18 protein-coding genes are annotated in these 20,697 nt (G+C 45.1%); 6 read left to right on the top strand and 12 right to left on the bottom strand.

All coding sequences use genetic code 11. The features are described from left to right. The first annotated feature begins 96 nt into the window (after positions 1 to 96). Positions 97 to 780 carry a response regulator transcription factor gene (locus DC345_RS05720; protein ID WP_063563521.1) on the top strand — a complete coding sequence of 228 codons (684 nt, stop codon included), beginning with the start codon at positions 97 to 99 and terminating at the stop codon, positions 778 to 780. Further along, positions 780 to 2,306 carry a sensor histidine kinase gene (locus DC345_RS05725; protein WP_113052284.1) on the top strand — a complete coding sequence of 509 codons (1,527 nt, stop codon included), beginning with the start codon at positions 780 to 782 and terminating at the stop codon, positions 2,304 to 2,306. The genes DC345_RS05720 and DC345_RS05725 overlap by 1 nt, the downstream gene beginning before the upstream one ends. A gap of 159 nt (positions 2,307 to 2,465) precedes the next feature. On the opposite strand, the gene DC345_RS05730 is transcribed toward DC345_RS05725, so the two are convergent. The 7 genes from DC345_RS05730 to DC345_RS05760 form a co-directional block, all read right to left on the bottom strand. Then, positions 2,466 to 3,014 (bottom strand): HAD-IA family hydrolase, encoded by a 549-nt coding sequence (locus tag DC345_RS05730; RefSeq protein ID WP_258530570.1) that lies wholly within the window; start codon positions 3,012 to 3,014, stop codon positions 2,466 to 2,468. An 82-nt stretch (positions 3,015 to 3,096) separates the two neighbouring features. Then, on the bottom strand, positions 3,097 to 3,672 hold the full coding sequence (locus DC345_RS05735; RefSeq protein ID WP_113052286.1) for a GNAT family N-acetyltransferase: 576 nt from the start codon (positions 3,670 to 3,672) through the stop codon (positions 3,097 to 3,099). 65 nt (positions 3,673 to 3,737) lie between these two features. Then, entirely contained in the window at positions 3,738 to 4,241 is a 504-nt protein-coding gene (locus DC345_RS05740; protein ID WP_146752110.1) for a hypothetical protein, read from the bottom strand. Between the two features lie 127 nt (positions 4,242 to 4,368). Then, complete coding sequence (locus DC345_RS05745) at positions 4,369 to 4,944, bottom strand: GNAT family N-acetyltransferase (protein ID WP_113052288.1); 576 nt, start codon at positions 4,942 to 4,944, stop codon at positions 4,369 to 4,371. Between the two features lie 644 nt (positions 4,945 to 5,588). After that, positions 5,589 to 5,894 (bottom strand): hypothetical protein, encoded by a 306-nt coding sequence (locus DC345_RS05750; protein WP_113052289.1) that lies wholly within the window; start codon positions 5,892 to 5,894, stop codon positions 5,589 to 5,591. 97 nt (positions 5,895 to 5,991) lie between these two features. After that, positions 5,992 to 7,758, bottom strand: coding sequence for an ATP-binding cassette domain-containing protein (locus DC345_RS05755; protein ID WP_113052290.1), 1,767 nt, complete (start codon positions 7,756 to 7,758; stop codon positions 5,992 to 5,994). Continuing rightward, a complete protein-coding gene (locus tag DC345_RS05760; RefSeq protein WP_113052291.1) occupies positions 7,743 to 8,666 on the bottom strand; it encodes an ATP-binding cassette domain-containing protein in 924 nt (307 codons plus the stop codon). The genes DC345_RS05755 and DC345_RS05760 overlap by 16 nt, the downstream gene beginning before the upstream one ends. 52 nt (positions 8,667 to 8,718) lie before the next feature. Between DC345_RS05760 and DC345_RS05765 the strand changes: the two genes are divergently transcribed. The 3 genes from DC345_RS05765 (at position 8,719) to DC345_RS05775 (ending at position 12,149) form a co-directional block, all read left to right on the top strand. Continuing rightward, positions 8,719 to 9,309, top strand: coding sequence for a biotin transporter BioY (locus DC345_RS05765; RefSeq protein WP_113052292.1), 591 nt, complete (start codon positions 8,719 to 8,721; stop codon positions 9,307 to 9,309). Positions 9,310 to 9,506: 197 nt separating this feature from the next. Beyond that, positions 9,507 to 10,514 carry an ABC transporter substrate-binding protein gene (locus DC345_RS05770; RefSeq protein ID WP_113052293.1) on the top strand — a complete coding sequence of 336 codons (1,008 nt, stop codon included), beginning with the start codon at positions 9,507 to 9,509 and terminating at the stop codon, positions 10,512 to 10,514. Between the two features lie 87 nt (positions 10,515 to 10,601). Then, complete coding sequence (locus DC345_RS05775) at positions 10,602 to 12,149, top strand: helix-turn-helix domain-containing protein (RefSeq protein WP_113052294.1); 1,548 nt, start codon at positions 10,602 to 10,604, stop codon at positions 12,147 to 12,149. Positions 12,150 to 12,226: 77 nt separating this feature from the next. On the opposite strand, the gene DC345_RS05780 is transcribed toward DC345_RS05775, so the two are convergent. The 4 genes from DC345_RS05780 to DC345_RS05795 form a co-directional block, all read right to left on the bottom strand. Continuing rightward, positions 12,227 to 14,110 carry a beta-glucoside-specific PTS transporter subunit IIABC gene (locus DC345_RS05780; protein ID WP_113052295.1) on the bottom strand — a complete coding sequence of 628 codons (1,884 nt, stop codon included), beginning with the start codon at positions 14,108 to 14,110 and terminating at the stop codon, positions 12,227 to 12,229. Positions 14,111 to 14,324: 214 nt separating this feature from the next. Beyond that, positions 14,325 to 15,155 (bottom strand): BglG family transcription antiterminator LicT, encoded by an 831-nt coding sequence (licT, locus tag DC345_RS05785; RefSeq protein WP_076291149.1) that lies wholly within the window; start codon positions 15,153 to 15,155, stop codon positions 14,325 to 14,327. A gap of 287 nt (positions 15,156 to 15,442) precedes the next feature. Beyond that, the gene (locus DC345_RS05790; RefSeq protein ID WP_113052296.1) at positions 15,443 to 16,885 is read right to left on the bottom strand and encodes a 6-phospho-beta-glucosidase; all 1,443 of its coding nucleotides are present in this window, start codon (positions 16,883 to 16,885) and stop codon (positions 15,443 to 15,445) included. Between the two features lie 344 nt (positions 16,886 to 17,229). Further along, complete coding sequence (locus DC345_RS05795) at positions 17,230 to 18,057, bottom strand: amidohydrolase family protein (RefSeq protein WP_113052297.1); 828 nt, start codon at positions 18,055 to 18,057, stop codon at positions 17,230 to 17,232. 308 nt (positions 18,058 to 18,365) lie between these two features. Here DC345_RS05795 and DC345_RS05800 point away from each other — a divergent pair, with 308 nt between their 5' ends. Then, positions 18,366 to 20,090: a cellulase family glycosylhydrolase gene (locus DC345_RS05800; protein WP_113052298.1), complete on the top strand. Its 1,725-nt coding sequence runs from the start codon at positions 18,366 to 18,368 to the stop codon at positions 20,088 to 20,090. A gap of 141 nt (positions 20,091 to 20,231) precedes the next feature. On the opposite strand, the gene DC345_RS05805 is transcribed toward DC345_RS05800, so the two are convergent. Then, a complete protein-coding gene (locus DC345_RS05805) occupies positions 20,232 to 20,612 on the bottom strand; it encodes a hypothetical protein (protein WP_181586498.1) in 381 nt (126 codons plus the stop codon). Positions 20,613 to 20,697 lie beyond the last annotated feature (85 nt).

The following is a 20,697-nucleotide window of genomic DNA, read 5'->3' on the forward strand; positions in this document are numbered from 1 at the left end:
AGCTAATTTTCAGTTTGGCGAGCGATAATACAGCATATAGACCTCTAGAATTGAGGGTATGTAATCGATGGATTTAACGGGAGGGAACGCCTGCTTATGAAGCTAAGTACTGGCATTAAAATACTATTGGCCGATGATGAACCACATATTTTGCAATTTCTGGAGCTTGGACTAAGCAACGAAGGCTTTGATGTACGTACAGCCCCGGATGGAGCTGCTGCGCTTGAATTGGCACTCGACTTTCGTCCACATATGGCCATTCTGGATGTCATGATGCCCGAGATGGATGGGTTTGAAGTTGTTGAGCGTCTGCGCAAGAGCGGAGCTCAGGTCGGAGTGATCATGCTGACAGCCAAAGATGAAGTTGAAAATCGGGTAAAAGGCCTATGGCTTGGTGCTGACGATTATATGATTAAGCCTTTTGCGTTCGATGAACTGCTTGCACGGATTCAGGCAAGGCTTCGAAATCAGTTTCCTTTATTAATAGGGGCAGTGACTCATGGTCCATTCCGAATTGATGATCAACGCAAAGAGATTACCTATCACGATCAGATTCTGGAGTTATCTCCAACCGAATATGAACTATTAAAATTCATCGTGCTCAATCATGGTATTGTCCTGAGTAAAGCGACCATTCTGAACCGCGTGTGGGGATACGATTTTGGTGGAGAAGAGAATATTGTGGAGGTGTACGTCCGCTCCTTGCGTGACAAACTGGGGGATAAAGAGCATAAACTCATTCGTACACTTCGAGGTGTCGGATACAGGGTGGATCTCTGATGGTCTCTTTATTAAAGAAGGACAAACATCTTTGGACATGGCTGCATCAATGGATATCGCCACGTTCGCTTCGCTCTCAATTACTCGCACGCTCCCTGTTCATTATGGCAGCTCTGTTATTATTAATTGGCATTCTTCAATTCTGGATTATGGAAAGTTTTCTGTATCGCAACCAGGCGAAAACCATGGAAGAGCAGCTCATGTCCATGCCTCCTGTGTGGCTCGGATCGTCTTCACGAAGTGGTGCGACAAGCAATCCTTTTGGTGGGCAATCTGGATCAGATCCAAGAGGATCAGGCAATCGTTTCTTATACATTCCCGATCGTTCACTCGCCTTATTCGATAATCAAAGTGGCTTCGAGGATATTTTTGGTGAAGACGGTCTGACCGCTCCTCGCTTGACATCCGTTGAATATCAGAACATCACAGATCGGATCAACGATAAACAACATGTTCCGTACCGGATTGTAACGGATAATCAAGGCAATGAGCAGTTAATCGTCTTCTCTTCGCCTGGACCACGTAATCGCGGCTTACCCATGGTGCAGATGGGCACTGCTACGAAACCGCTAAAAGACCTGATCGTAAAACAGCTTCTGATCTTCTTGATGTTATCTCTGCTGGCTATGGTGGCCGGACTCGTTCTATACGCTAAAGCACTTCGCCGGACACTGATTCCCTTGTCCAGTATGGTAGATACTGTGCAACGAATTGATGCAGGCAGCCTGGCCGAACGACTTCCTTCTGTCCAGGGACAACAGGAAGTGGATCAGCTGGCGCTTTCATTTAACGGTATGCTTGAGAGACTTGAAGACTCGTTTGAAGCAGAGCGGGAATCGAAGGAGCAGATGCAGCGTTTTTTGTCCGATGCTTCCCATGAATTGCGTACCCCTCTTACCTCCATTCACGGATTCATTGAGGTGCTCAAACGCGGCGCAGCCTCCAACAGCGAGCAATTATATAGTGCTTTGAACAGCATGTATGGTGAATCGATGCGGATTAACAAACTTGTAGAGGATCTGCTGATGCTGACCAAGCTGGATCAGGCGCCTCAGCAGGAGCAGGAAGTCATTCAACTCGACAGTCTGCTGCTCGAAATGCAGCCACAGCTGATCATGATGGCTCAGGAAAGACAGGTTCATCTCGACCTGACCGCTGAAGTTCATGTAATGGCCGATGCTCACAAATTGAAACAGGTTGTACTTAATCTGTTCCACAATGCAGTACAGCACACCGATTCAGATCGGGGAGCCATCAGCATGACGTTATATGCCGCTCAGCATAAAGCCGAGTTAACTGTCAAAGATAACGGCTCCGGGATTGAACCGGAACATCTCCCTCATATCTTTGAACGCTTCTATCGCACAAGCTCTTCCCGTTCAAGAAAACAAGGGGGCGCGGGTCTAGGCCTTGCCATTACACTTTCGATTGTGGAATCGTATGGCGGGAAAATTACAGTACGCAGCCAAATAGGTGCAGGAACGGAATTTACGATTTTGCTGCCATTGGTCAAGAGTGAATCCTAAGCTGAACGAAAGCGTGAGATGCGGATTTTCGTTTATTGCGGCTCTTATCATATGACAAATACCCGTATCATTTCTACAGAGAAATGATATGGGTATTTGTTTAGTATCGAATTGGTGGATAGGTGGATTTGTATGTAGTGGCATCTGTATCGCTAATTATCATTGGTCTGCGAGCCATCCGTCAATTTCAGCAATCCATTGATGCTGTTCATCCGCAAGTAATGTTTCCCATCCCAGCTCAGCAGCAGGCTTCAAATTTTTAGCCTGATCATCCACATATATAATAGGTGCATCCTTGGCTAAATGAGATTGTACAAGTTCATATATTTCTGTATTTGGCTTGCAATATCCCACCTGATTGGATATCGTTATGCTCTTGCAATATGGTTGGATCAACGGCAAAATCGGTTGAATCCATTCTTGACAATGATTGCTCAAGAGATGAAGTTCTGCCTGCTTGCTCCATCGTTCAAGACGATGCATGGCAGGTAGCAACTCTGTTGTTTTTTCAAGTAATTCATATGCATACATCTTTTCCATATTGGGATATTGTGTTTGCATCCAGATCCAGAACTGTTCCTCTGTCATCCTTCCTGTCCACAAGTCCTTGCGTATACCACTTAATTGCTCGATTAATACAGGAAAAGGAGTACCTGCATAGCTAGCAAGCTCCTGCCAGAATGAGGAGGAAAGATTGGTGATCAGCACACCGGCCAGATCTAAAACAAGCTGAGGTTTGGAATCTATGGTATCACTCCTGTGCAGTCTTCTTGAGCCAATTACAGTAGGGTTATTGTTGGTGCTTCAACAATTGGTAATGGTTGTACGGTTCATTTTCGATTTCAATCATATTCAGATATTCAAAATTGCATTTCTGTATTACCTTGTTGGATGCCTGATTCGTTAATAAAGCAATGGCATTCAATACTTCAACGTTTGTATTTTCAAATAAATACTGTGTTATTCCTTTTACTGCCTGCGTTGTATAGCCACGGTTCCGGAAGTGTTTCGAAATGCCGTACATAATCTCCCGATTGGGCGCTGGCAGTTCATCCTTGATCCCCGAACAGCACCATCCAATAAACTCATCATTTTCTTTGAGCACGATAGCCAACCGTAAACAGAGGTCTCCGATGTCTCCTCCCGCCAAAACAGCTTGTTTAAAATTCCGATTCTCAGGGATTTCGTATTGAGTCAGCCAAAGTACTCTCTCTTCAACCGCAGCATTCCATCCTGGCAAAAATTCGTATACCTCAGGTTGCCAGGTGATTTCCTGCAATTTCTCCAAATCCTCAAGTCGATACTCGCGCAAATATATATCTTTGCAATCAATGATTAATTCATCACTTTGGTTGGTTTGTTTCATAAAGCCTCCTGGTGTACATCTTATCTACCTTGTTGCGTTTCACTTTAAAGCTCGATAACCAAAAATCAATTCAAATTATAAGCTCTTATTACGTTGTTCTCTTCATCAAGAGCATACACATTCGTGAACGTTGTCATTAACATCATTTTGTCTTCACTCTGGTAAGCTTCCGGCATTTTCATGATAAACGTATTATTACTTGACTCAACCTCCTGAGTCTCACCGTTTGTGTATTCAATCTTAAACTTGTGTACAGGCATATTGGAATATAAAGCGCCCCATATAAAATTTCCTTTGTTGTTCTTCGGTTCCGCTTGTACCAAAAAGGCGGGCCCCACATCTGAACTCGCTGTCCAACCTGATTCACTATCGGTATCATAGTGATATCTCCCATTCTTATGTTCATAAGCAGCGAAAACATATTGTGTTTGGTCCAGTGACAAAACCAGTTCATTTTGCTGATCTACATTAACCACTTGAAGAGGGTATTTCCAAGTAGACTGAACAGCCTTCTCTAACGTTTTATATCCAAAAATATCATTCCAGAAGAATGCAGTAACACTAACCAATACACATACAACAACGCACGAACTTATCCATAACAGCTTCCTCATATTTCACCCCTTGCACATTGTCAGTTACCGAACTAACATTGGCAGATCATAAACATCGGGCCGCTCTGATTTAAAATGGGACTCACACGAGTCCTTCCTTATCAATAAACTCGTCTTTGGTTAATCCGAACAGGATCAGATCCTGATATTTCCCATCGGTATAAATCACCTGACGACGCACGCCCTCCTGCACACATCCAAGCTTTCTCATCATGGCTGCAGAAGGTTCATTGCCTTCCAGAACATAATCATTGAATTTATTAAGCCTGCGCTCGAAAAAGGCATATTTGAGCAAAATACGAATGGCTCTCGTCCCGTATCCTTTTCCGCGATGGTCCCTGTCAATTTGAATTCCAATGCTAAAGGTACCATTCCGCTCATCAATGCTGTTCAGGTTCACTCCCCCAACATTCTCACCATCCATATTCTCAATCGTGAACATGATTCGTCCTCTGTCTAAAGAGAACTCGGAGAAGGCTTCCGTAAATTTCTTCGCATCAGCATTCGTAGGTGGCAGTTCTACTGCACATTCCAGTAAACGACGAGCGGGTGAATCAAACCGGTTATAATAATGATCCTCCCAATCTTCCTCACGCAAAGCACGTAATCTGACCTTATCATCCTGCCAAAAATAATTGCTATAGTTAATCTCTCTCATTCTGATACCCCCCAATTTATAAGTATGTCTTCAAACCTACTGAACGCCGAAATGGAACTGAGCATGCTCGGTAGCAGAAGGTGGAGCGAGCGCTAACAAATCTGAGACGTCTTATTCATGGATTTGAGGTGAACGCAGAAATCTAAGGAACCTGAGGCGCGCTATATTAGAATAAACAGACGTTTGTAGCGTTTTTATCAGAGATTTCTGCAAATAGCGTCTCTGAAGTTCCTTACTTTTTTAAAAGAGGACTTGAAGGCGAAATAAGACGTCCTGAGTTCCTTAGAAATTCTTCTACCCACTCGCCACAATAAGCCGACTTGGAAGATACTCTCCATCATCGGTAATCTTTCCTGAATTGAAAGACGCACCTAGTTTCCCGCTTTCCAAATTCATCTTCTTTGTTCCTCAAATCAACTTCATCCCACAAATGACCGCATATACTGAATATAGTCCTGATCCATGGTTATCTCCTTATATTGTTAGAAATGATATACCACAAACATTCCTTATACGAAGTACACCTATGATAACCCATATTGTGGAATTTGAGGAGAATTGTTTTCATAAGCGATACAACTAAAAATAGCCCCCGGACAGGAGGAACCTGCCGAAGGCTATCATCTATTTTATATAGTACGTGATTACAAATCTTCTTCTTCCGGGTATTGAGGCTTGGTTACATTATCGGGGACCGTTTCATCGTAGACATCCTGGCCGGGGTAATCCCGAACCTCCCCTTCGTGCAGCTCATGATTTTCATAATCGAAACGGTGCGCGGTCCTTTGATCCACTCGCCACGGCGAGCTTTTGCCAAGAGATTCAGACATTAGAGATGAGCCGTAAGGACCTTCAGGGAACTCTTCGAGTGTGATATCATTTCGCTGCGACTCCACCGTGGACACATCGGTATATTCTTGCCTTTCTTCTTGCAGAAATTTATCCTTCATCGTTCGTCCCTCCATATCTGCTTCGTGGTGATCAAAGCATGTTTATTTTGAACGGAAATGAAAGGATTTATGCATGATGCATGGCAAACAATGCGTTTCAGTCTCTGATCCAGATATAAAATACAAAAACAATAAGTCCAATCATGCAAATCCATGTATCTCGTTTGGTCCATACCAATAAGGAGGAGCGTGCTCCGAGCAAGGAATTCTCCCTAACTTTCCGCATTTCCATCGCAATCGTCATATCTTCTGCACGCTGAAACAGCGCCATTAGCAAGGGAATGACCATTGGACCAAGATCACGTATACGTACCGTATTCGGTCTTAATGCAGCTTTGCCGCGTGCCCGGACGATTAGCGAGAATCGCTGCCATTCACTCCAGATCATCGGGATAAAACGAAAGATTAAGGACACGGCGAGTGCAAACGACGACACGGGCAGTTTAATTTTTTTGCCAACACCAAGCACCCAATTCAGTCCCTCAACCATGCGCCCATATGGCGTAGTCAGTGAAAACCAAAGGCTTGCCAACGTAACGATAAACAAACGGTATACATTCAGTAACGTCGCCTCCGCCTGCATCAGGGAAAATCCAAACTGTAGGCCGCCACCTTCTGTAGAAAGAGTCGTGCCCGACAACGCGGTAGATACGAGAAAGAACAGTACGAGCGGCTTCATTAATTTCAAGCATCCCATCAGAGCCTGCCGTGGCAACACAACAAGCGCCAAGATGACCGGCACCAACGTAAGAGAGAGACCTAACCAGTGGCGCTGAAGCATCGCAGCGGTCACGAGCAAAATGTATAAAACCCATTTCAGACGCGGGTCCATGGCACCGTACAATCCTCTGCTTGATCCTGATTCAGCGTGGGCGTATATGGACTCCTGTGTGCCTTCTCCTCCCGAAGTGTCGGAGCTTGAAAAGGCAAGCTTTGCTTCATCTACTCTGAATTCTACTCTGAATGGTTCCTCATTACCAATAACATTAACCTTCTGCTCTAAAGGCTCATTGACGAACTGAACAATAGCTTCAGCCATTTCCTCCGGGGTCAACACAGTAGAAGGAAAATGAATGCCCGACGCCGCAAATTGTTGTGCCAGTTGCATGGATGGTGGCAGCCCAATTCCCGCAAGTTCCAGCAGATCTGGTCTTGTATGAAGTTCTCGTGGCGTGAGATCAGCAACCAGACGCCCATCCTTCAACAAAAGAACCCGATCCGCATGTGGTAAAAATGAGTCCAGGTCGTGTGTAGCCACAATGGCTCCCTCACCTGCAGTTCGATGCTGATTCAATACATCCAGCAGCATGATCACACTTTGTGCTTCCAATCCGGCGCTGGGTTCATCAAGCAATAGCCATGAAGGCTGCGTAGCAGTTCCCAGGGCAAGCCCCAGTCTTCTCCGTTCTCCCCCACTTAGTGCAAAAGGTGATCTGTCCGAATGGAACCGTTCTTCTTCTCCCTGACCCGCTGGGGAGTCCCAGTGCTCCAGTGCTTCGGAAATCTGCTTTTTCTTTTGCTCATCCGGTAGCCGATATGGACGCAGGGAATAAGCAAATTCTCGACCAATGCTTCGGGCGAACAACTGTTGCTCCGGGAATTGAAAGACCAAGCCCATTTGCAGCAAAATGGACTGCGGCACTTTACCGTTCTGCCAGAAAAACTCTCCATCCAGCTTGAGGCTGCCCACATCTGGAGGCTTTAGACCGGCGATTGTTTGCAGCAGTGTTGTTTTGCCTGATCCTGTGCAGCCTAACAATAAAGTGACTTCGCCACGGTTCAGTTGGACTGTGATATCTTGAAGCAGCGCTCTTTTGTCAGGTTGTGACGAAGCTACACCTACATGTTCTAATTCGATTGCCAAAGGGCTACCTCCTTAACCAACTGCTCTGGTCGCAGAGGTGTCGCATGATGGAGCAGACCTTTCCGTTTCAGAAGTAGAGCCGTCTGCACCGTAAAAGGTGGAGCAAGCCCCAGCTGTTCGCAGGGTGATGGTGGTTGTGCTTCTTTTCCAGCCTCAGCAGTCGTCTCTTCCTTATCTTTTCCATAGAAGAAAGCTGCAGGAGCTCCATCGTAAACACAGCGTCCCTGTTCCATGGCAATAATTCGATCGCAAAGGGTCGCTTCCTCCAAATGATGCGTAATCCAGATTACCGCCGTCCCTTGCTGGACAATAGTTTGAACTACAGCTTCCATTCGATCTCTGGCTCCTGGATCAAGCATGGCCGTAGGTTCGTCCAGAATGAGCACATCTGGCTTAGCCGCCAGCGCTACCGCGATATTAAGCAGCTGCTTCTGTCCTCCAGACAGCATCGATATTGACGCCTCTGGCGGGTGTTCAAGTCCAACCGTATGTAATGCGTGCTCTCTCCGGCGTAATTGTTCATCAGGAGATTCCAGCAGAGAGGATAAAGCAAAATGGAACTCCTCCTCAATGGTATCTCCCAGTACCTGTGCATCAGGCTGCTGGAGGACTCCACGAACAACCAGTTCTGGAGTAGCCTTTCTTTCTCCGCCGGATAACGGAGTGAATCCAATCAGTAGTCCAGCCAGCGTGCTCTTGCCACTACCATTGGCTCCCACAATACTTATCCACTCTCCCGGAGCTAATTCCAGCGTAACCCCATCCACTGCCTTACGAATACGTCCTGACTCGGAGGCATAATGAACACGGACTTGATCTAGTGTAATCAAAGGTGTAACGTCTTGCATCGCAAATTGGTCCTTTCCCTTTTGAATCTTTTGTGGTACGATCCAAATCGTTAACCACATCCGTTTGATCGGTTAACAATAAGATTACCAAAATTGAAAGGAATGTTCAAACATGAAATTATCTTTGCGAGGTATTGTATTCAGCGCACTGATGGCAGCCATACTGGTTCTTTTTGGTTACATAAGTATTCCCATTGGTTTCTCTCCTGTGCCGATTACATTGCAAACTCTTGCGGTTATGCTGGCAGGCGGACTGCTTGGTCCCTTATATGGTTTTCTAAGTGTCGCTTTAGTCGTAGTCCTGACTGCAGTTGGCTTCCCGCTTCTGCATGGCGCAGGCGGACTTGCAGTACTCCTTGGTCCTACAGGGGGATATGTCATGATGTGGCCCTTCTCCGCATTGCTTATTGGGTTATTACTCAGCAGAATCAAACTGAACGGATTCGTTGGTTATTTCCTGGCCTTTATCGTATTTGAGGTATTTGGTTCAATGTTGATTTATGTTTCGGGCGTGCCCTGGTTGGCCTATGCTTACAAAATGTCATTACCCGAAGCCATGATACAAGGGTTCTATCCCTACATTATCGGTGATCTGATCAAAGCCTTGTTCGCTGCGATCATCATCGCACCTGTGCGCATGGTCTTCCCTCCGCAACGACTGACAGGCAATATGAACTCAACGGTTGTGCGAGCAGATTCTTAGGACATCAATGGGTCGTAAATAAAACGAAACAAATGCCTCCAAAATTAATTTTTGGAGGTATTTTCTTTTGCGCCAGAATGTCATGTCCATATTTTCCATGCTTCAAGTCCATATTCAACATGTTCTTCAAAAGAACTCTTGACTATAATAATTGATAATGATTATCATTATAAAAGAAAAAAGGGGATTTCATTATTATGTTGCGTCATCCAAATAAACTCCAGCTTTCATGCATCATTCTTGTGCTAACCTTGCTTCTCTCTGCTTGCGGTCAAGGGGAACAAACATCATTATCTTCTAATGGGGGGAACTCTGCTCAGCAGTCAGAAACGTCAACCGATACTGCCGGAGAATCGGCAACTCGTGTATATAAAGATGCTCTTGGCCGTGAGGTAACGATTCCATCCCATCCCCAACGTATTCTAACTACACAGTATTTACCGGAAATGCTGGCAGCAGGACTTAAACCAGCTGGGGCAGCATCACATCTGCTTAACAACTATGTCTCGATTAAAGATCAATTGGAAGGGATCGAAGATATCGGGGTATCCAATAAGCTGAATTTGGAAAAGGCACTCGAACTGCAGCCGGACCTCATCATTGCAGCAGAGTGGAATGAGGACCAATTGGAACAATTGTCCAAGATTGCCCCTACGGTTGTTGTCCAATGGGAAGGTGTCGATGCATTCCAACACTTCGAGTCAGTGGCTGACGTAATTGGCAGAAGCGAACAAGCAGAGGAATGGGTTCAGGCATTCAATCAGAAATCCGAAGAGGCACGCACCAAGCTTTCTTCCTTCGTTTCACCAGATGAGACATTCGGCGTAGTGGTTATTGGCGGATTTGAAAAAGGTCAACTCAGAGTATACGGGAACGCTAATGTAGGATATACCTTATATGACGTGCTGAAGTTCAACATGACAGATACCGTCAAAGAGGAATGGGCCAAAGGGGATCATGAACTCGGCATCAACATCTCTCTTGAGAAGCTGCCAGAATATGCCTCAGCAGATCGACTGTTTGTGGTCAGATTCGATAATGATCCTGATTTCCTCAAAGAAGTGGATGATAGCAAGTTGTGGCACTCACTGCCTGCCGTCAAAAATAATAAAGTTTACGTGGTTGATGAGAGCCTATGGTTCTCTTACGACGTGATGTCTCTCAATGCTCAATTGGATGATGCAGTTCAATTACTTACCAAATAAAAAATATTCATCACATCATATACATTAGAGAAGTTCTTCAGCGATCCTGCCTGATGAGCTTCTTTTCAGCTTTTGAGGAGGGTTACCATGATTTCGCTGGTCTATATACATACAGGTACATACTGCGATGCGATATCCGGTTCGTCAACAAAATCAATACAACGTCATACGTTGATGATCATCACCGAAGGGCGCGGCAACGTCCATTGCATGGATAAACTAACTGAGGTTTTAGCAGGAAGCTGTTTTCTATTTCATCCCGGAATGGAAGTGCAGCTTGAGAACCACTCTGATCTTCCTCTGCAAGTATACTGGATTGAATTCGAACCTCTACCCGTGTCTGTTCAGGGTACGCCTCGCACAGCTGTATTAGCGCAAGGTCAAGTATACCCAGAGCATGTTTCCCGCATGATTCAATTGGTTCACTTGCTGCACCCCGTGGAGGATCTTTGCGACGAGAAAGAAAACTACAGCAAACATGTACTGTTTCAGGAATTGATTTTACTCGTCATGAAAGCAGACACGGTGGATAAAGAATATCGCAGCATACAGGCTGTAGATACACTCCTTAAACGGTTGGAACAATCCGTTACACTTGACTATACTTTGGATCAACTTGCCGCAGAGACCGGGCTATCCTCACGCCATTTTTCGCGTCTTTTTCGTGAGCATACCGGACAGAGCCCTATCCAATATTTGAATGCCTTACGAATGAATCGTGCCAAAAAACGTCTGCTGGAATCAAATGATTCGATTCAGGAAATTGCAGGACATATCGGGTTCCGTGATCCTTTTCATTTCAGTCGCAGCTTCAAGCAGCACACCGGTGTATCGCCGCGTTTATATATTCATCTAAGAAAGCACACGATGCGTGTTGCCTCGTTTCAGTTCCTGGGTGAGCTGCTGGCGCTCGGCATAACACCTATTGGCGCGCCTTACCAATTGCTGGAATGCCGTTATTACCAGGGTCATGTGCGAGGTGTTCCTTCGATTGGGAATTCTGTGGTAACACCATATATGGATAAGATATCGGAATTGAAACCCGATCTCATCGTGACTTTTAACGGGCATCATTATGCGGAATATTCCAAGATTGCTCCTACACTGGATGTTCCCTGGTCCCTGCCTTTCTTTGAGCGCTTTCGTCTAATTGCGGATTTGACTGGAAGAACGCCTGTGGCAGAAGCCTGGTTGGAGAGCTATATGAACAAGATTAGGGAAACCAAAGGACTCTTGTCTCCTCTTCATGATGATGACCAAACGGTCTCATTCTTCTGGATGAGAGGGCTCCCTGCTACCTTCCAGGTTTACTACGACGTAGGTGTGTTATATCGTGATTTGCAATTAAAACCTCCTGCTCCGGTGCTGGCAGCCCAGCAAAACAAATCTCATCCGTTCAAAGAAGATATTCCACTAGATCAATTGCATAAATATGCGGGTGATCATCTCTTTATCGTTGTGTCCGGCGATCCGGAATCCATCCGACAGTTTGAACAGCTTGAACGCAGCATGTATTGGCAGCAACTTCCGGCAGTACAAAAGGGGCAGGTTTACCGTATGACGGAAGACTGGCTTCGGGAAGATCCAATCTCCATGATGGGGCAGGTTCAGGACCTGGTGAATTTGATTGGGTAACAGTGAAAAAGCCGCATCCACGTAAACAGAAAACATTCTGTTACACGTCGGACACGGCTTTTAGTTCAGTACTACTCTTATTCCTGTCCCTTTCCACCATACAGGGTAAGTAAAGGCTCTTGAACCCGAACTTGTCCCGTAGTCAAAGGAACCACTTCCTCATAGTTTGCAGAATTCGTTACAATAATAGGGGTTACCGTATGATAACCAGCGGCCTTGATTGCAGCGATATCGAATTCCAGCAGCAAATCCCCTGCTTTAACCCGATCACCTTCCTGAATATGTGATGTAAAGTGCTGACCATCGAGCTTGACGGTATCCACCCCGACATGAACCAAAATCTCCGCACCTGTATCCGATACAACAGCCAGGGCATGTTTCTTTTTGAAAGCCACAGTAATAGTACCGTCAAAAGGAGCAACGACTCGGCCAACTGCCGGCTCAATCGCAACGCCTTTACCCATCGCGCCGGATGAAAATGCCGGATCTGGTACCTCAGTCAGTTCAACAATAGTCCCCTCAATCGGGCTAAGAACTTCTTGATCCACGGATTCCGCCGTTCTTTCTGATGGATTGGTAGATTCCGTGCTTTTTTCTTGTTCTTCCTCATCAACCGGATCTTTGAATCCCATAATGTACGTCAATGCAGCCGAAACAACAAAGGATACGCAGATCCCAAGAATCAGTCCAGGGAAGCCCTCTCCACCTGGTCCATAGAAGATCGGCAAAGTCAGTAGCCCTGGAGCGCCCGAAGCGAATGCCTGCGTACCTGCCTGACCAATAATGGCCCCACCAACAGCACCCCCGATCACTCCTGCGATGAATGGGCGTTTGAGTGGCAGAGTGACACCATATATGGCCGGCTCGGTAATCCCGAACAAGGCTGTCAATGTCGATGAACCCGCCAGCGTTTTCAGCTTTTTATTTTTGGTTTTCAGCATAACGCCGAATGCAGCTCCGGTCTGCGCGAAGATGGAAGCTGTCGCAGCCGGTTTGACGCCATCACGTCCATATACAGCAACATTGTTGATAAATACGGGTATGAGTCCCCAGTGAACCCCGAAAATAACGAGCAACTGCCAGCTTGCACCCATAACGGCTCCTGCCAATAACGGACTGAATCCGAATGCGGCAACGAGTCCTGATGCAATGGCATTACCTACATATACTCCAAATGGACCAAATACGAGCAGGGTAAGAGGTACCATAATGACAAGCAAAAATAATGGAGTGACAAAATTTTTCACACTTTCGTGAAGAACTTTATTGAAAAATTTCTCCAATTTGCTCATGACGATGACTGCCAGAATAATAGGGATAACGGTAGATGAATAATTCATCAAAATGACAGGGATGCCGAAGAAATCGGTTGGCGTTCCCTCCGCCTTGAGCGTGACGATGGAAGGATAGATTAATGCGCCAGCAATGGTCATCGCCACAAACATGTTACCCTGGAATTTACGAGCGGTTGTAACCGCTAACAGCAAAGGTAAGAAATAAAACAGACTGTCTGCTGCTGCAAATAAGATTTTATACGTGGTTTCCGTCGTTTCCAGCCAGCCGACATTGCTTGCAATGAGCAGCAGCCCTTTCAAGATACCGGCTCCCGCCATAACCCCTAGCAGCGGTGCAAAAATACTGGAAATCACGTCGATAATGCCGCCAATGCCTTTCGCGGACTTCTTCGGCTTTTCCTTTTCGGAAGAATCATTCAAAATGTTGCTGATCTGACCAATGGCGCTGTAAACCTCAGGCACCTTATTGCCAACGACCACTTGGAACTGACCCCCATTTTCCTTAACTGCGATGATCCCTTCTGTCTTTTCCAGCTTGGCTTTGTCTGCCTTGGCGTCATCTTTCAATACAAACCGCAAACGTGTTGCGCAATGTACCAGTGATACCACATTTTTTTCGCCGCCGACCAGTTCGACGATCTCTTTTGCGAGTTTTTCCTGACTCATGATGTGCACCCCCATATTTACTAAAACAGGCACCTTACCGATTTTTTTGCACGCAAAAAACCTAAGCCTTGAGTAAGGTTTGGACACATTGGTCCTGCCTTCTCATGACTTAGGTTTTGCCTGCATAACCAGTAACAATCCCAGTTAAATCGTATTCAATTCCTGTTAATCTCATATTATTATAATTTAAACAAATTTGTCAACATTTTAATTATTATCGATTAACGACCCGTTCAATGTGGACGGTCAGATACAATTTCTCTTCGTTGGTAAGCTGATGGTTATATTCCTTGTTGACGAACATTTCGATTTTCTCCGTACATGCCGCCGCTTCCGGGTGCTTCTCTTTTATCATGTCGTAAAAGTGGTCATAATTATTGTCATAATGCGTGCCGCTTAATACCCTCTGGGAGAAGAACTTCAGATGCGTAATGAAGCGAAAATAACTGAGAGACTCCTCGTCGAATTCCATCTTGAAGTGATATTTCGCTATATTAATAATCTGCTGAATAAACTTCGTGATGTTCATCGTTGTAATAACTTCTTCATTCATCTCCGCGTTGACAATATGCAGGGCAATATACGCTGCTTCATCCGGAGGAAGCTCGATATGAAGTCTAGACTTGATCTGCTCCAGCGTTTTCAGACCTAGTCCGAACTCAGCCTTGTATAGCTGTTTGATTTCCCACATCAGTGCATTCTTGATCTCTACCCCTTCACGATATCGTTCAATCGCAAAGTTAATATGATCCGTCAGGGAAACATAAATATTTTCATTCAAGTTACGGCCCAGATTCTCTCTGGCGTAGGTAATAATTTCTTCCACAATTTCGATTAGTTCCATGGGCACTTCACGCAGAAGCATTTTGAAATTGTCGGATGTCTGCTTGTTTTTAAGCGCAAAAACTTTCTGGATGCGGGTCTCGTCTACTTTATCCCCCGGCTTCTTCTTAAAGGCAATCCCACGCCCCATCACGACAAGCTCTGCTCCATCCGCCTGATAGATGCTAATGACGTTATTGTTGATAACCTTTGCTATTTTCACTTCAATCCCCCCGTCACGATCCACTCTCTTGGCAGTCATATATCGCCTTTTGGGCATACAAAAAAAACCTGAAGCATCACAAAATAAACAAGACAAGTACGTCTGTTTTTTTGGTGCTTAGGTTTTGCCTACTTCAAGTAGTAACAATCCCAAAAACGATATAATTGCGTCAAGTATAGCGCGATGAGACACAGATGTCAACGCTTTCAGCAAGGGAACAATCGGAAGTCCCATGAAGAGTGGTCCTTCCGATATGATCATGGAGAATGGCCCTGATTTTGCCCTGCTTATTCCTGTTCTAAATTGCTGCCATCAGATTCAATTACATTTTTGTACCAATGGAAACTCTTCTTCTTGATCCGCTTCAATTCACCCTTGCCTTCATTGTCACGGTCCACATAGATATAACCATAGCGTTTTCTCATCTCTCCTGAAGAAGCGCTGACAATATCGATTGGCCCCCAGCTTGTATAACCAATGATATCTACACCATCCTGAATAGCTTCACCCATCTCAGCAACATGGCGTTTCAGATAATCAATCCGGTACGCATCATCAACCTCACCTTCAGGGGTAACCACGTCATTGGCGCCAAAACCATTCTCTACAACAAACAGCGGTTTTTGATAGCGGTCATGCAGTTGATTGGCTGTAATGCGGATGCCTTTGGGATCAATTGTCCAGCCCCATTCCGATTTTGCCAAATACGGATTCGCTACAGAACCAAATACATTGCCGCTCGTCATGTTTTTGACGACTTCCGGATCCGTGGAAGTTGTACGACTTGAATAATAACTAAATCCAATATAATCAACAGTATGGTTTTTCAGAATTTCCGCATCACCTGGCTGCATGCTAATATTGAGTCCATGATCCTTGAAGAAACGTTTGGCATAACCCGGGTACTCCCCACGCGACTGAACATCAATGAAGAAGTAGGACTCCCTGTCTTTCTCCATGCCCTGGAACACATCTTCCGGATTGCAGGTATAAGGATAAAAGCTTCCTGCCGCAAGCATACAACCGATCATTGCGCCCGGGATGATCTCGTGACAGGCTTTAACCGCCAGTGCACTTGCCACCAATTGATGGTGTGCTGCCTGATATTGAATCTCTTTTACATGATCACCGTCTTTAAAGACCAAACCCGCACCAAGGAATGGCAGATGCAGAAGCATGTTAATTTCGTTGAACGTCATCCAGTATTTCACCTTGTCTTTGTAACGGCTGAATACGGTTTTTGCGTAGGTTTCAAACAGACTCACCAACTCACGGCTTCTCCAACTGCCATATTTCTCAATCAGATTGACCGGTACATCGAAGTGAGCAAGCGTAACCACAGGCTCGATACCATGCTTCAACAGTTCATCGAATAATCGATCATAAAACTGCAAACCCGCTTCATTCGGCTGTGCATCTTCTCCGGTTGGGAAAATCCGTGCCCAGGCAATCGATACACGCAGCGCTTTGAATCCCATCTCGGCAAACAGAGCGATATCCTCGGGATAACGATGATAGAAATCAATGGCTTCATGCGAAGGATAAAACTCGGTTTCCAGTGGGGTCAATGCAGGGACATGACCCTTCATGATGCTTCTGCGATTCTCTCCTGTCGGCAACAAGTCAACAATGCTCAGCCCTTTACCTCCTTCGAGATAAGCACCCTCTGCCTGATTGGCAGCAATGGCTCCACCCCACAAAAAGTCTTTGGGAAACTTAAAATTAGTCATGCATATTCTCCTTTCAAATATGTAATTCAGTATCCGCTCCAATCGCAAGAAACATTAGAAAGACAAAATATTCATGTTGAACTACACATCAGAAAATCTGGGGATAACAGCGATCAGAAGATTGTTCTGGCAGCGCAGTGTCCAATGTAAAATCGTTCGTTCAACATAAATACAAAAAACCCGAACCAGCTCGGATACACGTTGCAGTGTATACAAGCCAGCTCAGGTTATGCCCATATCGGTAACATTCCCAGATCACAATTATGCGGATTGGATAAAACTCTAGCAAGAATTAGGGAAACTGTCAACATCGTTAAGCCTAGATCTGCTGTAGAATGCGATCACTATAACTGATAAAAGGTAGCGCAGGTGCCGCCGAATATCATCTGCTTCTCTACCTCAGACATGCAAAAAGTATGTTTCCTGATAATTTCAAGCACTTGAGCATATGTACCAGCCACCGTGCAAACAGGCCAATCCGAGCCAAACATCACCCGATCCGGACCAAACGCTTCTAGGGCGATATTCAAATAAGGTGCAAAGTCCTCCTGTTTCCAGTTTGTCCAATCTGCTTCCGTTATCATTCCAGATAATTTGCAGTACACATTCGGTTGTTCTGACAAAGAGTATAGCGCTTCCTTCCAAGGGGAGACCGTTCCTGCCTTAATATCGGGCTTCGCCAAATGGTCAAGTACAAATCGCTGTTCAGGAAACATCTTTACTAGCTCTACAGCATAAGGGAGTTGCTCCTTGGACACAAGCAGATCGTAGGCCAGATTATATTGCTGTAGCAAAGCAATTCCGCGCTGAAAATCGTCACGCAATACAAACTGTACATCCGGTTCATCCTGTATTACATGACGCACTCCCTTCAGCCAAGGGCTTGATGCATATTTCTCAAGCTGATGTTCAGCTTCTAAAGAACACAGATCTACCCAACCCACAATACCCTTGATGAACTCATGCCGCTGCGCCATGTCTAGAAGCCATTCGGTTTCCTCCAACGATTGTCTAGCCTGTATCGCCATGCAACCCGATATTCCTGCACCGGTTAACAGACTCTCCAAATCTTCTGGAAGAAACGATCGTCGAATGACGCTCATGTGTTCCTCGATCCAACCATATTCACGAATATTATAATTCCAGAAATGCTGATGCGCATCCAGTCTCATTCGATATCCCCTCCTGAGATTTATTTAACTTCAACCACGGATGTAATGCAACGCTATTTATTCGAATGAATTTATAATAAAATAATCCATTAATCACTAATTATTACATGGATTTTGTACTAATTAAGAGGGTGTTTACTTTCAATGGATCATGATATATTTGCACTTCAGAAAACGTTTTCAATACTTAATTTGGTGGTGATTCCATTTAAATCAATACTCGGTATCGTCTATGCTGAGCTTAATTCTTCATTTTTGTAAACGCTCTATTTTAGTTCAACGAAATCATTACAAAGGAGATTATGTTAATGAACAAAAATCGCAGATCGTTCCTCTCACTCACTATCGTAACGACAATGATCCTGTCCCTGTTCTCATCCGCCATCGCTTCTGCTGCTACAGATGACTCGATTCAGGCAAGTGCGGCCGCTGCCCCAACCAATATTCAGTCCTATGTTACTGCGATGGAGCCGGGCTGGAATCTGGGCAACTCCCTTGATGCTGTTGGCGCAGACGAAACGGCCTGGGGTAACCCGCTGATTAATCAGCAACTGATTCAAAATATCGCCAATCAAGGCTACAAGAGCATTCGTATTCCAGTGACCTGGCAAGCTCATATGGGTGGAGCACCCAACTATACTATTGATACCGCTTACATGAATCGTGTTCAACAGGTTGTAAACTGGGCGCTTGATGCCAATCTGTATGTCATGATCAATATCCATCACGATTCATGGCAGTGGATCAGCTATATGGAGAATGACCATGCCAATGTTCTTGCTCGTTACAACTCCGCCTGGACTCAAATTGCAAACAAATTCAAAAACTCATCCACTAAACTGATGTTCGAAAGTGTGAATGAACCACGCTTCACTGAAGGTGGCACAACGAATACCGCTACTGCTTACGCTTTGCTGGATGAGCTCAATGTATCTTTTCATAACATCGTGAGAGCATCCGGTGGAAACAATGCAACACGTCCATTGGTTCTGCCAACGATGCATACGTCTTCCGCTCAAGCAGATCTCGATGCTTTATCCCAGACGATTGCAAAATTAAATGATCCTAATATTATCGCTACGGTTCACTACTATGGATTCTGGCCATTCAGCGTAAATATCGCAGGTTACACCAAATATAATGCTGAAGTACAGCAGGATATTACCGCTACATTTGATCGGGTATACAATGCATTTACAGCCAAAGGCATTCCGGTTATCGTCGGTGAGTATGGCTTGCTCGGCTTTGATCAGCACACGGGCGTCATTGAGCAAGGCGAGAAATTGAAATTCTTTGAATTCATTGGCCAGTACCTGCGTCAGAAACAGATGACCACCATGTTATGGGATAATGGGCAGCATTTCGGTCGTACCACCTTTACCTGGTCTGACCCAGACCTGTATAACACGATGAAAGCAAGCTGGACAGGTCGTTCCTCCACAGCTGAATCCGATCTGGTTTATCTGAAAAAAGGGGCAGCCATTCAGGATAAAACCGTAAAACTGAATCTCAATGGCAATACATTTAGTTCACTTGCGAATGGCAGCACTACTCTTGTTCAAGGTACAGATTACACAATCAGCGGTGATGTGCTGACATTAAAATCCAGTCTGTTGTCCAGACTGACCACTTCAGGCAATCTTGGGGTTAATGCCAAGCTGACCGTCAAATTCAACAAAGGCGCAAACTGGAACCTGAATATCATCAAGTATGATACGCCTAAACTGAGCAATGTAACGGGCACAACGAGCTCGTTTGCGATTCCGACTACCTTTAATGGCAATCAACTGGCCACCATGGAAGCCACATATACAAGTGGCGGAAACGCAGGTCCACAAAACTGGACTTCGTTCAAAGAATTTTCCTACACTTTCAGTCCAAATTATAGCAGCAACGTCATTGAACTGAAACAAAACTTCTTCAACGAAACAAATAATGGCGAAGTCATTCTTAAATTCCACTTCTGGAGCGGAGACGTCATTACGTACAAAATTACAAAGAATGGTTCGAGTGTTGTCGGAATCTCTTCCTGATAGGGTTTCACAGCTCAATGTATAACACATAGGAATTCAATTGACGAACCGTTGTGGCCAGGGCAACAGACTCTGGACACAACGTTTTTCATTTATACTTGGTTCATCCTACAGGCGACAAGGAACCCGCGATCAGGTGATTCACAATAAAAATGAAACATCTCCACTCCGGCTGTGAATGACATAAGTTGCTCCCAGACCTTTATAAACAAGTTCAACATGAGGCCTGTTGCTGGAAACGACATAGAGTTGTTGCGGACACAAGCTGCGGCACAGTTCAATGTCCTGGCAGCACTGCGGCAAGCTATTTTCAAATACAAAGGCGTTTTTCACAGCAAATTCGGGCGGAAGCTGATTACGGAATGCCAATTCCTGAATGTAACGCACAGTGACTGCCCCAAGCGATTGAAATTGTTCCCCCTCTTCTTCACTGTGCACAAGCACGACAACCGCAAATCCCCTCTGGAGTAATACATTCACAAAATTTTTACCCGCCTCACCTTGTCCTGTTGATACAACCATCATTGCGTCATCCATTGCCGCCAACCTCGCCTTCACATCAGATCCTGCAAATACCATCTGGAGTACGTTATGTGCGAATCATAGT

Source organism: Paenibacillus taichungensis, from assembly GCF_003287275.1.
GTDB lineage: Bacteria > Bacillota > Bacilli > Paenibacillales > Paenibacillaceae > Paenibacillus > Paenibacillus taichungensis_A.